Raw genomic sequence first — 13,631 nt, forward strand, 5'->3', positions numbered from 1 at the left:
TTTGTTTGGCCATGAAAGCGAGAAGTGGAAAAGTATGGCAACGGATTACGACGCTCCCCGAAAGTCCGAGGACGACTCAGAGTCCATCGAGGCCCTCAAGGAGCGTGTTCCCGACAAGATGTCGGGTGCCGTTGACGTCGAAGACGCCGACAACCCCGGAAGCTTTGATCTGCCCGGGGCAGACCTCTCAGACGTCGACCTCGACGTGGTCGTGCTCCCGCCCCAGGCGGATGAGTTCACGTGCGTGAGTTGCTTCCTCGTGAAGCACCGCTCACAGATCGACCACCAGAGCAAGCTCGGTCCCATCTGCCTGGAGTGCGCCTCCTAGTCAGGACTTGTCAACCCGAGAAGCCGGCCGTCGCGATTCGTTTATCGCGGCGGCCAGCTTTTTTGCGTGCCGCGACGACAGCAGCCAGTAGGGCGTCGGATCGTCGGGGTCGGTGAGCGGCACCCGCACGACGTCGGGGACCCCGCCGCGGATCAGCAGCCACGCGCGCGCGTCGAGCTCCGCGCCGCGGGCCGCGAACGCCTCGTGTCCCGAGAGCGCGACGGCCTCGCCGACGAACGAGACCGGAATGCGCGCTCGGCCCGCGCGCAGCTCGTCGTCGACGATCTCGATCGTGCGCGTTGACAGCACCCAGAGTCCGACGCAGCCCGCGTACAGTGCGACGCCGGTGATGACGCCGGCGAGCACGGAGATCGGTGCGAACACCATGAGCGACGCGGGGATGACGAGAACGGATGCCACGAGCACCCACACCGCCGGCCAGACGCGTTCGTGATAAGTCGACATGTCCCTCTACATTCAGATTTCTGCACTAACCTCGATCTGTGACTGAAAGCGCAGACGTACTCATTATCGCGCCACAGCCTCCGAGCTACGCCCACCCGGGAGACGCCGGCGCTGATCTCCGATCGGCGGAGTCCCTGACTCTCGAGCCGGGTCAGCGGTCCCTCGTCGGGACGGGCGTGTCGATCGCGCTTCCCGAGGGATTCGCCGCGTTCGTGGTTCCGCGGAGCGGGCTTGCGGCCAAGCACGGCATCACCGTCGTCAACAGTCCCGGCACGATCGACGCAGGCTACCGCGGTGAGATCAAGGTGATCCTGCTCAACACCGACGCGAGCGAGCCGTATCGCATCGAGGCCGGCGACCGCATCGCCCAGCTGATCGTGATGCCGGTCGCCCAGGCCACGTTCACGCCCGTCGATGTCCTTCCCGACAGCGTTCGCGGCGCGGGCGGCTTCGGCTCGACCGGCTACAACGCACCCAAGACAGGAGTCCAGTCATGATCTTGCGCAGGAAGAAGAGCGACCCGGCTCTCGAGCACGACGACCAGACGGATGCCGCCGTCGCGGACGACGACGCCGTCGACGAGACCGAGGCCGAGGCCGCGGAAGAGCCCGACCAGACGGAGAAGTCCGCGCCCGCCGACCGCGAGCAGAACGGTCCCCTCGACGAGGCGGAGGCCAACCCCGTTCAGCCGTTCATCGACCTCGGGGGAGTGAAGGTCCTCCCGCGCGAGGGCCTCAACCTCCGCCTCGAAGTGGAGGAGTCCTCGAAGCGCATCGTCGCCGTCGGCCTTGACTATGCCGGCTCGACGCTCCAGGTGCAGCCTTTCGCGGCGCCGCGCAGCCGCGGCCTGTGGCACGAGACTCGCGAACAGATCCGCGAGCAGATCACGAAGCAGGGCGGCACCGTGGAAGAGGTCGAAGGTACCTTCGGTCCTGAGCTGCGCGCATCCGTGCCGATCGTGGCGAAGGACGGCGCCTCCGGAAGCCGGGCGGCTCGTTTCATCGGGGTCGACGGGCCGCGCTGGTTCCTGCGAGGCGTTGTCGCCGGAGCAGGAGCAGAAGGCGGCGACGCCGCCGAGAAGCTCGATGACCTGTTCCGCAGCATCGTCGTCGTGCGCGGCGGCCAGGCCATGCCGCCACGCGACCTGATCCCGCTCAAGATGCCGGTCCAGCCCGGCCAGCAGGCGTAGTGTCGGGCGACGACGCGCACAAGGACGCGGTCGGCGACAGCGTGCGCCGCGCCGCCGCCTCCTCGAACCTCGCGAACCTCACCGCCGCTGACACCCTCACCGGCCGAGCGCTCCTCGCGGCGATGGGCGGCGTCCGCGGCATCCTCGAAGCCGTCTTGCCCGGCCTGCTGTTCCTCGTCGTGTTCACCGTCAGCCAGCAGCTCATCGCCGCCATCGTCGCGGCCGGCGTCGTCGGCGTCCTCTTCGCCGTCGTGCGCCTCGCGCAGCGGCAGAGCCTGACGCAAGCACTTGCCGGGCTCGTCGGCATCGCGCTGTCCGCCGGGCTCGCCCTGCTCAACGACAAGCCAGAGGACTACTACGTTCTCGGATTCTGGACCAACGGCACGTACCTCGCCGCGCTCCTGATCTCGGTGCTCATCGGCTGGCCGCTCGTCGGCGTGGTCGTCGGGCTACTCACGGGAGAGGGCGCGAACTGGCGCGGCCACCGCGCGCTTCGCCGCATCTACGGCGGCATCACGCTTGTCTGGGCTGCCATGTTCGCGGCACGGCTCGTCGTGCAGCTTCCGCTCTACTTCGCCGGGAACGTCGAAGCCCTCGGCGCGCTCCGACTGCTCATGGGCGTCCCGCTCTACGCGCCCGTCCTGGTCGCCACGTGGCTCGTGGTGTCGGCGATCCGTCGACGCACCGGTCCGCGAGAGAACGCCGAGCCGGCCTGATAGACTTTATCTCGACATCAAGATAAATTCGCACGGTCGGCGTCGGGTTAGGCAGGCCTTGCTAGCTGAGAAATCACCCGGAAGCCAGAATTGACTGTGAACGAGCGTTGTACTGCCAGCGCCGATGAAGGAGAGGCAAGTGTCCACGGTAAATAGCTTTGGTGCGAAGAGCACGCTCAGCGTCGGTGACGCCGACTACGAGATCTACCGCCTCGATGCCGTTTCGGGCTTCGAGAAGCTGCCATACAGTCTCAAGGTTCTGCTCGAGAACCTGCTCCGCACCGAAGACGGCGCGAACATCACGAAGGCCCACATCGAGGCCCTCGGGTCGTGGGACCCGCAGTCGGAGCCGAACACCGAGATCCAGTTCACGCCCGCTCGCGTCGTGATGCAGGACTTCACCGGCGTGCCCTGCATCGTCGACCTCGCGACGATGCGTGAAGCCGTCGTCGACCTCGGCGGCGACCCGCGCAAGATCAACCCGCTCTCACCCGCGGAGCTCGTCATCGACCACTCGGTCATCGCCGACGTGTTCGGCACGGCGGACTCGCTCGAGCGCAACGTCGACATCGAGTACCAGCGCAACGGGGAGCGCTACCAGTTCCTCCGCTGGGGCCAGACCGCGTTCGAGGACTTCAAGGTCGTTCCGCCCGGCACGGGCATCGTGCACCAGGTCAACATCGAGTACCTCGCTCGCGTCACCTACACGCGAGAGGTCGATGGGGCCGTCCAGGCGTACCCCGACACGCTCGTCGGCACCGACTCGCACACGACGATGGTCAACGGCCTCGGCGTGCTCGGCTGGGGCGTCGGCGGCATCGAGGCCGAGGCGGCCATGCTCGGCCAGCCCGTCTCCATGCTCATCCCCAAGGTCGTCGGCTTCAAGCTCAGCGGAGACATCCCCTCGGGCGTCACGGCGACCGACGTCGTGCTCACGATCACCGAGATGCTGCGTCAGCACGGCGTCGTCGGCAAGTTCGTCGAGTTCTACGGCTCGGGCGTCGCCGCGGTCCCGCTCGCGAACCGCGCCACGATTGGAAACATGAGCCCCGAGTTCGGCTCGACCGCTGCGATCTTCCCGATCGACGACGTCACTCTCGAGTACCTGCGCCTGACCGGTCGCGACGAGAAGCAGATCAAGCTCGTCGAGGCGTACTCCAAGGAGCAGGGCCTGTGGCACGACCCGAGCCAGGAGCCGCAGTACAGCGAGTACCTTGAGCTCGACCTGTCGACCGTCGTGCCCTCCATCGCCGGCCCGAAGCGCCCGCAGGACCGCATCCGGCTCACCGAGGCGAAGTCGCAGTTCGAGCAGGACCTGCACAACTACGCGACGGTCGAGCACGACCTCGTCGACCTCGAGGTGTCGGAGTCCTTCCCGGCATCCGACCCGCCGAGCAACACGCCCGAGGACGCTCACAACGAGCACCACCACACGCACCGCAGCCACGCTCCGCACTCGGTCTCGAAGCCGACGGACGTGACAATGAACGACGGCGAGGCGTTCACGATCGACCACGGCGCCGTCGCGATCGCCGCGATCACCTCGTGCACGAACACCTCGAACCCGTCGGTGATGCTCGCTGCGGGACTGCTCGCGCGCAACGCCGCGAAGAAGGGCCTCAAGTCGAAGCCCTGGGTGAAGACGACTCTCGCTCCCGGCTCGAAGGTCGTCACCGACTACTACGAGAAGTCCGGTCTCACGGCAGATCTTGAGGCGCTCGGCTTCTACACGGTCGGCTACGGCTGCACCACCTGTATCGGAAACTCGGGACCGCTCGAGGACGAGATCTCCGCTGCCGTCAACGACAGCGACCTCGCCGTCACCGCGGTGCTCTCGGGCAACCGCAACTTCGAGGGCCGCATCAACCCCGACGTGAAGATGAACTACCTCGCGAGTCCGCCGCTCGTGATCGCGTACGCTCTGGCCGGTTCGATGAGCTTCGACTTCGAGAGCGACCCCCTCGGCACCGACCAGGACGGCAACGATGTCTTCCTCAAGGACATCTGGCCGGACCCCGCTGAGGTGCAGAAGACGATCGACTCGTCGATCTCGAGCGACATGTTCGCGCACGAGTACAGCAGCGTCTTCGACGGCGACGAGCGCTGGCGGTCGCTCCCGACGCCGACCGGTGCGACGTTCGAATGGGACGCCGAGTCGACGTACGTGCGCAAGCCTCCGTACTTCGACGGCATGATCCTCGACATCACTCCCGTCTCGGACATCAGCGGCGCTCGCGTTCTCGCGAAGCTCGGCGACTCGGTCACGACCGACCACATCAGCCCCGCCGGCTCCATCAAGGCCGACAGCCCTGCCGGCCGCTACCTCACGGAGCACGGCGTGTCCCGCAAGGACTTCAACTCGTACGGCTCCCGTCGTGGGAACCACGAGGTGATGATCCGGGGCACGTTCGCGAACATCCGCCTGCGCAACCAGCTGCTCGAGGACGTCGAGGGCGGTTTCACCCGCGACTTCACGCAGGCCGACGGCCCGCAGGCCGCGATCTATGACGCCTCGCAGAACTACCAGGCGGCCGGCACCCCGCTCGTGATCTTCGCGGGCAAGGAGTACGGTTCGGGATCGAGCCGCGACTGGGCGGCGAAGGGCACGAGCCTGCTCGGCGTCCACGCCGTGATCGCGGAGAGCTTCGAGCGCATCCACCGTTCGAACCTGATCGGCATGGGCGTCATCCCGCTGCAGTTCCCGGCGGGGGAGACCACCGCCTCCCTCGGGCTCGACGGCACGGAGATCGTCTCGATCTCCGGCATCGAGGCGCTCAACGACGGCTCCACGCCCTCGACCGTGCACGTCACGGCCGAGCCGAGCGAGCACTCGCCCGAAGGCAAGCGGACCATCGAGTTCGACGCGACGGTCCGCATCGACACACCGGGTGAGGCCGACTACTACCGCAACGGCGGCATTCTGCAGTACGTGCTGCGCAGCCTCGTCGCGTAGCGACAGCACCAATCACCTCGCTGCCCCTGAGCGCTCCGTGTGAGCCGCTCGGGGGCAGCGGCGTAAAGTAGCAGCCACGGCGGACGACAGTGTGCGAGGAGCAGCATCCATGACCCTTCTTGAGTCGATCTCCGGACCGCGCGACCTCGACAGGCTGTCGAACACGCAGCTGGAGCGGCTGGCCGCCGAGATCCGATCGTTCCTCGTGGCGCAAGTGTCGCAAACCGGCGGGCATCTCGGCCCCAACCTCGGCGTCGTGGAGCTCACCCTCGCGTTGCACCGCACGTTCGACTCACCTCGAGACGCGATCGTTTTCGACACGGGACACCAGTCGTACGTGCACAAGCTGCTCACCGGCCGGCACGACTTCAGCTTGCTACGGCAACGCGACGGCCTCGCCGGGTACCCGCAGCGCTCCGAGTCGCCGCACGACATCGTCGAGAGCTCGCACGCGTCGAGTTCCCTCAGCTGGGCCGACGGGATCTCGCGCGCCTTCGAGATGACAGGACAGCATGATCGCCGCGTCGTCGCCATCGTGGGCGACGGGGCGCTCACGGGCGGCATGACCTGGGAGGCGCTCAACAACATCTCCGACGACAACACGCGGCGGCTGATCATCATCGTCAACGACAACGGTCGCTCGTACGCGCCGACGATCGGCGGGATGGCGCGCTACTTGAGCAGCATACGCACCCGCCAGGGCTACAAGTCACTGCAGCAGTCGAGCGAGGCGGCATTCGACCGGCTCGGCCGACCCGCTCGCGCCGTGTATCGCGGTGTCCGCGGCGGCATCCATGGCTTCCTCACCCGATTCACCAACAACGCGGCCCTCTACTCGAACCTCGACATCAAGTACATCGGTCCCGTCGACGGCCACGACATCGTGGCGATGCGAGAGGCGCTGGAGCAGGCGCGCGACTACGGCGCCCCTGTCATCGTGCACGCCATCACCGAGAAGGGCCGCGGCTATGCGCCCGCGCTCCGGGACGAGGCAGATCAGTTCCATGCCGTGGGCAAGATCGACCCGTCGACGGGGGCGCCGACGTCGGTCGAGTCCCGCCCCTCGTGGACGAGCGTGTTCTCAGACAGCCTCGTGGCGCTCGGCGAGTCGAACCCGAGGGTCGTCGCCATCACCGCCGCGATGCTGCGGCCCACGGGGCTCAACCAATTCGCTGAGCGCTTCCCGGACCGCGTCCACGACGTGGGCATAGCCGAGCAGCACGCCGTTGCAAGCGCCGCCGGTCTCGCTTTCGGCGGACTTCACCCCGTGGTGGCGCTGTATGCGACGTTCATCAATCGTGCTTTCGACCAAGTGCTCATGGATGTCGCGCTGCACCGTGCCGGAGTGACGTTCGTGCTGGACCGGTCGGGGGTGACGGGACCGGACGGGCCGTCGCACCACGGAATCTGGGACCTTGCGCTCTTGCAGACGGTTCCGCACATCCGGATCGCCGCGCCGCGCGACGCCGAGCGGCTGCGCGAGGAGCTTGCCGAGGCGGTCGCGATCGAGGACGCGCCGACCGTCGTGCGCTTTCCGAAAGGGGCGGCGGCGAGTGCCGTTCCCGCTCTCTCGCGCACGGCAGACGGGGTGGACGTGCTGCGCGAGCCCGACACGCCGGATGTGCTGCTTGTCGCGGTCGGCCCGATGTCGTCACTCGCCCTCGACGTGGCAGAGCGCCTCGCCGACCAGGGCATCGGCGCCACGGTCGTCGATCCGCGCTGGGTGATCCCGGTACCGGAGAGCGTGGTGCGGATGGCTCGCGAGCACCGCCTGGTGATCAGCCTCGAGGACGGCATCCGCGTCGGCGGGATCGGAACTCGGATCCGCCAGGTGCTGCGCGGCGCCGGCGTCGACACGGCCGTCGACGAGCTTGGTCTCCCGGACGAGTTCATTCCGCACGCCTCGCGTGAGCAGATCCTGGAGAGCGCGGGGCTCACAGCCCAGCAGATCGCGCGCGACGTCGTCGCCCAGGTGCTCGGCAGCCGCATCCCCGTCGCGCGACCGGCCACGGAAGACCTGGACCTGGCCGTGCAACCCGACACCCAGGCGAGCGAGCGCTCCTGACGCCGATCGGCCGGTCATCCCGCAGGATGACCGGCCGATCTGTTCATCGCACCGCATTCCCGGCCGTGTCCGCGACAGCGACAGCAGGCTCATGCGAACGGGGTCTCTTGCATGACCTTGTCGGAGTCCGTGCCAAATCCGCTGAGCTGCGGCGTCTGGCTTGGTCCCATCTGCGACAGAATCGCGGTGTGGAACGAGACGTACGAGCCGGTGAAGCTCCCTTCTGCCCAGGTTTGCTTGAGCGCCGTGGTGAACACCCCGTTGCCGCCGACCTCCTGTGAGAGCTGCGCGTCAAGACACCCTGAGAGCGCAAGACCGCGTGCTTGAACCGCCGAGCGCGCCCGAACCGCCTCCTTCACTGCGGCGTATTGTCGCGCCTGTCGAACGATGATGTCGGCGTTCACAGCGAGCGGCATCGCGCGAACGGCCACGATTCCGGTCGTCATCTCTTCCATGCTTCGCGTGTCGAGCATCGTCGCAGCAGCCACTGCTCCGGGGAACCGGCGAGGCGCTGCTCCGAGCGGCTCTGCGCCAACGCCGCGCGGGTGCGAGTCCGGCGGGAGCATGTCCCGCCAGGAGAACGCGGGAGTGCTGTCCAGATCTCCGTTCCATTGCGTTTGGGCCTTCGCGAACAGCTCCGCGTCTCCGCCTGCGGCCGTGAATGACCGCGTCATGGCCATCGCCGGTCGTGGGAAGTAGCGCGCGACGACGCCGGACGAGTCCCTTTCGGCTTCCGGAGGAGTGACGACGTCCTGGTAGAACGACTCCTTCAGCCGGGAGTACTCGAACTGCCCGGTACTGAACATGTCGCGGTAGATGGTTCCGCTGTGGCAGCTGTCTGATACGAGGACGATGTCGACGCCGGACGCGAATTGGCTGAAGGCCGCCTCTAGCTCGTCGTCTATCAGCATGCGGTCGTACAGCACCCAGGTTTCATCCTGCCGGTCCGTCTCGCCATCCGAATTGGTGTCCGGCACTTGGCCGCCGTGCCCCGCGTAGGTGAGGAAGAACACGTCCCCGGCCCTCAACTCCTGGGCGGCGTCGGCGATTGCGGCTAACACGTTGGTCGTCGTCGCTTGCGCCGTCAGAAGCTGGTGGACGCTGTAGCCGTCGGCGGTTGCGATCTCGAGCATCGTTCGGCAGTCATTCTCGCAGCCGGTCAGTTTCCCATCCCATCCGTTGTACTGATTCGCGTCGACGCCGTTGAGCCCTACGTGCAGGGATCTGCGGCGCCGTGTGGACGTACCGGCGGGCGCCGGCTCAGCGCCCTCCACAGCACCGGCCGCGATGCCAAGTGCGGCGTAGGTGTGCTCGCCGACGATGCCGTCGACGTCCAGCCCGTTGTCGCGTTGGAACCGCATGACCGCGCCCTCGGTTCCGGGCCCGAAGCGACCGTCGATGGCGAGCGTGTAATAGCCGAGCTCCTGCAGTTTCCCCTGGACGAGCTTGACATCGTCCCCGATGGAGCCGAACGAGAGATTGCGCATGATCAGCCCGCATACCAGTAGAAGTGAACGGATTGACCCTGCAGCTCGGTCAGCGTTGCGGTGGGAAGCCGGTAGGCGACACGGCGCAGTCCCGAGGCGTCGGACTTGAGCAGCTGCATGATGCATCCGGAGGCCAAGAAGGATTCCGAAGCCACTCGGCCGCTGTCTGAGCGGTCGACGCCGTCGACGCTCAGTTCAAGAATCGGCGTTCCGCTTTCGTCGAGGAGCTGCAGTCCTTTGAACCAGGACTTGTGCTTGGGCACTTCGATGACGAATTCGGTCGCGCGCTGGTCGTCGAGCGGAGTCGGTTCGAGAACAGCAATCCGGTCACCGTCGAAGAGCCGGCCGCCTGAGATGAGGTCGTCCCACGTGATCGAGGCATCGCGGGGGACAGTCGGTGCGGACCCCGTTCGGATGTACGCGTAGAAGTCGGGAACACACGACTGGACGGCGGCGATGACAGCTCCGAGCACCGGCGCTGTGAACTTGTGCGCCACTTCCGTGTCGACAAGCACTGGATCGATTGTGTCCATGTCCCTGCTGTCGGCGAACATGCCCAGGCTCTGAGTCACAGTCTTGATCGCCGGTTGAAGGCAGTCGGTCATGATCGTGCTGGTGATCTGTTTGAACAGGTCGTCGGCCCAGAAGCGCTCGATCGCTTCGTCGTCGGCCGGTCCGTCCTCTCCGCGAGCGTTGCGTGCCTGTGATTCCTGATACATCGCGTCGGCGAGGATCGGCGCGAGACGCTGTGTGACCTCCCGCGTGATGGCTCGAAGCTGAGCCTGCTCGTTCCTTGACTGGTCGAGCGCACGAGCGGTCTGAGCGTCCATGACGACGGGTGAGCCGTCCTGACCGCGGAAGAGCCCGGTGAGCTGCTTGCCTGCATAGGTGCCGAGTTGTGCGCCCGCGGCTGCGCCAACGGGTCCGCCGAAAGCGCCGAGGATGCCGCCGAGCTTGCCTGTTCCCCAGACGACGGCGTCGTCGGCGTGTTCTTTGACCTCATCGACGACGGCGTCGGCTGCGTCCTCCACTTTGTCGCCGACCCAGCTGACGGCGTCGGAGAACCAGCCCCGGTATGCGAGCTCTTCATCTGTCGGCACAGGCGCACCGGCCGGCTCGAGTGAGGGCTGCGGCTCCGCGCTTGTCGGAATTGTGGAAGCGTCGGTCATCGGAACCGATCCACCGGCCGCGATAAGGGGGTCTCGGGTCGCCGTGACTGTCGAACGGTCCTCGGATGCCGCTTCCGGTGCAGTTTCCTCTGCCACGGCGCGCGGTGTCCTGCGTGGCTTTCGTGTGGTTGTCGTGGACATGATCTTCTCCCTCTGTCGGTGCTCATTGAAGCGCCAGAGGTGTAAAATTCCCGTTATCGCAGCGTCAAGAATGAGTTAGGTTTCCGTCACTGCGCATCCTTAGGGACTGCGTGACACGCCCGCGGGCTACGTCAACTGCGCGGGTAATTGAGTCGCAAGAGCACGCAGGGGGCGCTCGTGACTGGAGACCCGGAATGGCGCCTCAGGCTATTCAACTATTGGGGCCTGGAACGTGCCGGCCGGCTGATCGAGATCCCGACCGGTCAGCAACGAGTGATCGCTGCCCTCGCGCTGCTCGGCCATCGGCCGCGCGACTTCATGGCTGGGCTCTTGTGGCCGGATGCCAACGAGGTCCACGCAGCGCAAAGCCTTCGCTCATGTTTATGGCAGATCAGGCGTTCAATGCCCGGTCTGCTCTCGGAATTGCGCAATCCGCTGTCGCTGCGCTTCGAGGTCGCGACGGATGTGAGGGAGTTGTACCAACTGGCCACCGACCTGCAAGCGGACGTATCGCCCGCGATTGCGACGACCGCCATCGAGCGCCTCCGATCGGCAGATCTGCTTCCCGGCTGGTACGACGAATGGTTGCTTCCTGAGCAGGAGCGCATCCGCCGCTTCAGGCTGCACACGCTGGAAGCACTCTCAGCCAGTTGCTTGCGGGCTGGTCATAACGACGAAGCGACCGAGGCTGCGGAGGTGGCGGCCCTCATCGATCCTTTCCGGGAGAGCTGCCAGCGACTGCTCATCCGCGGCCACCTCTCCGCCGGAAACTATGCCGCGGCAGTCCAGGCGTATGCGAAGTACCGCGCTCTCCTGGGCCGGGAGTTCGGACTCGGTCCATCCGCTGAGACCACGGCGCTCCTTCGCTCTCAAGCGGTGAAGGACCGAGGGGAAACGGAATCGACCTGGTTCATTTGACCACGTTCAGCGGCCGGGCATCGCCAGGGATGACCGGCCGCTCTGGCTGTCAGCCGCGTCGGTCAGGAGAGCCCGAGCAGCGGCGGGTGGTGGAACGTGTCGCCGAAGACGCGCTCGCTCGCGCCCACCCGGTCGAGGTACGGCGTCACACCGCCCATCTGGAACGGGTACCCGGCGCCGAGAATGAGGCACAAGTCGATGTCCTCCGCGGCCTCGACGACGTCGTCGTCGAGCATGCGGTGGATCTCGTCGGCGAGTCCGTCCTGCACGCGTCGGAGGAGCTCCTCGCGGCTCATCGGTTCGCGTCCGCCCGAGATGATCTTCAGGGCGCCCTTGTCGAAGCCCTTGATCGCCCCCTTCTTGTCCTTCTCGAAGAGAGTGCCGTACTCGGCGAGCTTGTGCAGCTTCTCGGAGTCGTAGAAGCGATCCGGGAACGCGCGGTGGTGCGTGTCGAGCACGTGCGCGCCGACACGAAGCCCGACGAGGTCGAGCAGCTCCGAGGGGGGCATGGGGAGGCCGAGCGGTGCGAGGGCGGCGTCGACGTCGGCGAAGCTCGTGCCGAGCTCGACGGCGTGCATCGCTTCGCCGAGAAGCTTGGCGAGCACCCGATTGACGACGAATCCGGGCGTGTCCCGGGTGATGACGGCGTTCTTCTTGAGGTTCTTCGCCGTCGCCATTGCGGTTGCGAGCACCTCGTCACTCGTCTGCGGCGTGCGCACGACCTCGATGAGCGGCATGACCGCGACCGGGTTGAAGAAGTGGAAGCCGACGAGCCGCTCGGGGTGTTCGAGCTTCGCGCCGATCTGCTCGACGGAGAGCGACGACGTGTTCGTTGCGAGCACGGCCTCCGGGGCGATGTGCTTCTCGACGTCGGCGAACACGTCCTGCTTGACGGTGAGTTCTTCGAAGACGGCCTCGATGACCCAGTCGCAGTCCGCGAAGTCGGCTTTGTCGGTCGTGCCGTGGACGAGCGCTTTGAGTCTGTTCGCCTCATCGGGGGAGATGCGCTTCTTCGCGAGCAGCGCGTCGATCTCACTGCGGATCGTCTGGACGCCCTTGTCAACCCGCTCTTGGTCGAGGTCGGTGATCACGACCGGGACCTGGAGGCGTCGAACGAACAGCAGCGCGAACTGCGTGGCCATGAGGCCCGCTCCGATCACGCCGACCTTCGTGATCTTGCGCGCGAGTTCCTTGTCGGGCGCACCGGCAGGTCGCTTCGCTCGCTTCTGCACGAGATTGAACGCGTACACAGACGCACGGAACTGCTCTCCCGCGATCAGGTCGGCCAGGGCTTCGTCCTCGCGCGCGAAGCCTTCGGCCTTCGTTCCTGATTTTGCGGCCTTCAGGAGGTCGAGCGCCTTGTATGGCGCGACCGGCACGGTGCCGATCTTCGACTCGAGCATCTTGCGGGCAATACCTGTCGCCGCATCCCATTTGACCATCCGCTCGATCTTCCCGGGCGTGTTCTTGCGCTCGGGTTTGATCGCACCCTCGATGACTCCGGACGCCCACGCGATGGAGTCCTCGAGGTAGCGCGCGGAGGGGAACATGACGTCCGCGATGCCGAGCTCGAACGCCTGCGGCGCTTTGAGCATGCGGTTCATCTTGAGCGGATTCTCGATGATGACCTTGAGCGCATTCTCGATGCCGATGAGGTTCGGCAGCAGGTACGCCCCTCCCCAGCCGGGCACGAGTCCGAGGAACACCTCCGGCAAGGCGATCGCCGCCGCCGAGGAGTCGATCGTGCGGTAGTTGGCGTTGAGCCCGATCTCGAGTCCGCCGCCGAGTGCGAGCCCGTTGATGAACACGAACGTCGGCACACCGAGGTCCTCGAGCTTCCCGAAGACGTGGTGGCCCAGCTGCGGGAGGAGGTTCGCGACCTCGCGCGAGGGAATGTCGTTGACCTTCGACAGGTCGGCGCCTGCGGCGAGGATGAACGGTTTGCCTGTGATCGCGAGACCGGCGATCTCGCCGCGGCTCGCCCGCTCGCGCTGGGTCTCGAGAGCGTCGTCCAGTTCGATGAGCCCGATCGGCCCGAACGTGTTCGGCCGGGTGTGGTCCTTCCCGTTGTCGAGCGTGAGCAGGGCGAGCGTCTTCCCCGTCGGCAGCGACACGTCACGCACGAACGAGTGCGTGACGACCTCGTCGCCGGAGATGTCAAGCAGAGCGCTGAAGCGTGCGCGCGTGTCGTTCGTCATCG

General features: G+C 66.4%; 11 protein-coding genes. 7 read left to right on the plus strand and 4 right to left on the minus strand.

The genetic code is table 11. From position 1 onward, the window contains the following. Positions 1-34 precede the first annotated feature (34 nt). The gene (locus BLV49_RS14120) at positions 35-328 is read left to right on the plus strand and encodes a DUF4193 domain-containing protein (protein ID WP_091185858.1); all 294 of its coding nucleotides are present in this window, start codon (positions 35-37) and stop codon (positions 326-328) included. Here the strand turns inward: BLV49_RS14120 and BLV49_RS14125 are convergent, their stop codons facing one another. Next, a complete protein-coding gene (locus BLV49_RS14125) occupies positions 329-793 on the minus strand; it encodes a DUF3093 domain-containing protein (protein WP_091185863.1) in 465 nt (154 codons plus the stop codon). 38 nt (positions 794-831) lie between these two features. Between BLV49_RS14125 and dut the strand changes: the two genes are divergently transcribed. The 5 genes from dut (at position 832) to dxs (ending at position 7,716) form a co-directional block, all read left to right on the plus strand. Next, a complete protein-coding gene (dut, locus tag BLV49_RS14130; RefSeq protein ID WP_091185867.1) occupies positions 832-1,290 on the plus strand; it encodes a dUTP diphosphatase in 459 nt (152 codons plus the stop codon). Further along, positions 1,287-1,982, plus strand: coding sequence for a DUF3710 domain-containing protein (locus BLV49_RS14135; RefSeq protein ID WP_091185871.1), 696 nt, complete (start codon positions 1,287-1,289; stop codon positions 1,980-1,982). The genes dut and BLV49_RS14135 overlap by 4 nt, the downstream gene beginning before the upstream one ends. Next, positions 1,982-2,698: a DUF3159 domain-containing protein gene (locus tag BLV49_RS14140; RefSeq protein ID WP_091185874.1), complete on the plus strand. Its 717-nt coding sequence runs from the start codon at positions 1,982-1,984 to the stop codon at positions 2,696-2,698. The genes BLV49_RS14135 and BLV49_RS14140 overlap by 1 nt, the downstream gene beginning before the upstream one ends. Before the next feature lie 139 nt (positions 2,699-2,837). Then, complete coding sequence (gene acnA, locus BLV49_RS14145) at positions 2,838-5,651, plus strand: aconitate hydratase AcnA (protein ID WP_091185877.1); 2,814 nt, start codon at positions 2,838-2,840, stop codon at positions 5,649-5,651. A gap of 109 nt (positions 5,652-5,760) precedes the next feature. Continuing rightward, positions 5,761-7,716 (plus strand): 1-deoxy-D-xylulose-5-phosphate synthase, encoded by a 1,956-nt coding sequence (dxs, locus tag BLV49_RS14150; RefSeq protein ID WP_091185880.1) that lies wholly within the window; start codon positions 5,761-5,763, stop codon positions 7,714-7,716. A gap of 89 nt (positions 7,717-7,805) precedes the next feature. On the opposite strand, the gene BLV49_RS14155 is transcribed toward dxs, so the two are convergent. Continuing rightward, positions 7,806-9,203: a caspase family protein gene (locus BLV49_RS14155; RefSeq protein ID WP_091185883.1), complete on the minus strand. Its 1,398-nt coding sequence runs from the start codon at positions 9,201-9,203 to the stop codon at positions 7,806-7,808. A gap of 2 nt (positions 9,204-9,205) precedes the next feature. Further along, a complete protein-coding gene (locus tag BLV49_RS14160) occupies positions 9,206-10,468 on the minus strand; it encodes a hypothetical protein (RefSeq protein ID WP_143034065.1) in 1,263 nt (420 codons plus the stop codon). A 222-nt stretch (positions 10,469-10,690) separates the two neighbouring features. Here BLV49_RS14160 and BLV49_RS14165 point away from each other — a divergent pair, with 222 nt between their 5' ends. After that, a complete protein-coding gene (locus BLV49_RS14165; RefSeq protein WP_091185889.1) occupies positions 10,691-11,431 on the plus strand; it encodes an AfsR/SARP family transcriptional regulator in 741 nt (246 codons plus the stop codon). 62 nt (positions 11,432-11,493) lie between these two features. Here the strand turns inward: BLV49_RS14165 and BLV49_RS14170 are convergent, their stop codons facing one another. Next, entirely contained in the window at positions 11,494-13,629 is a 2,136-nt protein-coding gene (locus BLV49_RS14170; protein WP_091185892.1) for a 3-hydroxyacyl-CoA dehydrogenase NAD-binding domain-containing protein, read from the minus strand. Positions 13,630-13,631 lie beyond the last annotated feature (2 nt).

The sequence above is a fragment of the Paramicrobacterium humi genome (assembly GCF_900105715.1).
In the GTDB taxonomy this organism is placed as follows: domain Bacteria; phylum Actinomycetota; class Actinomycetes; order Actinomycetales; family Microbacteriaceae; genus Paramicrobacterium; species Paramicrobacterium humi.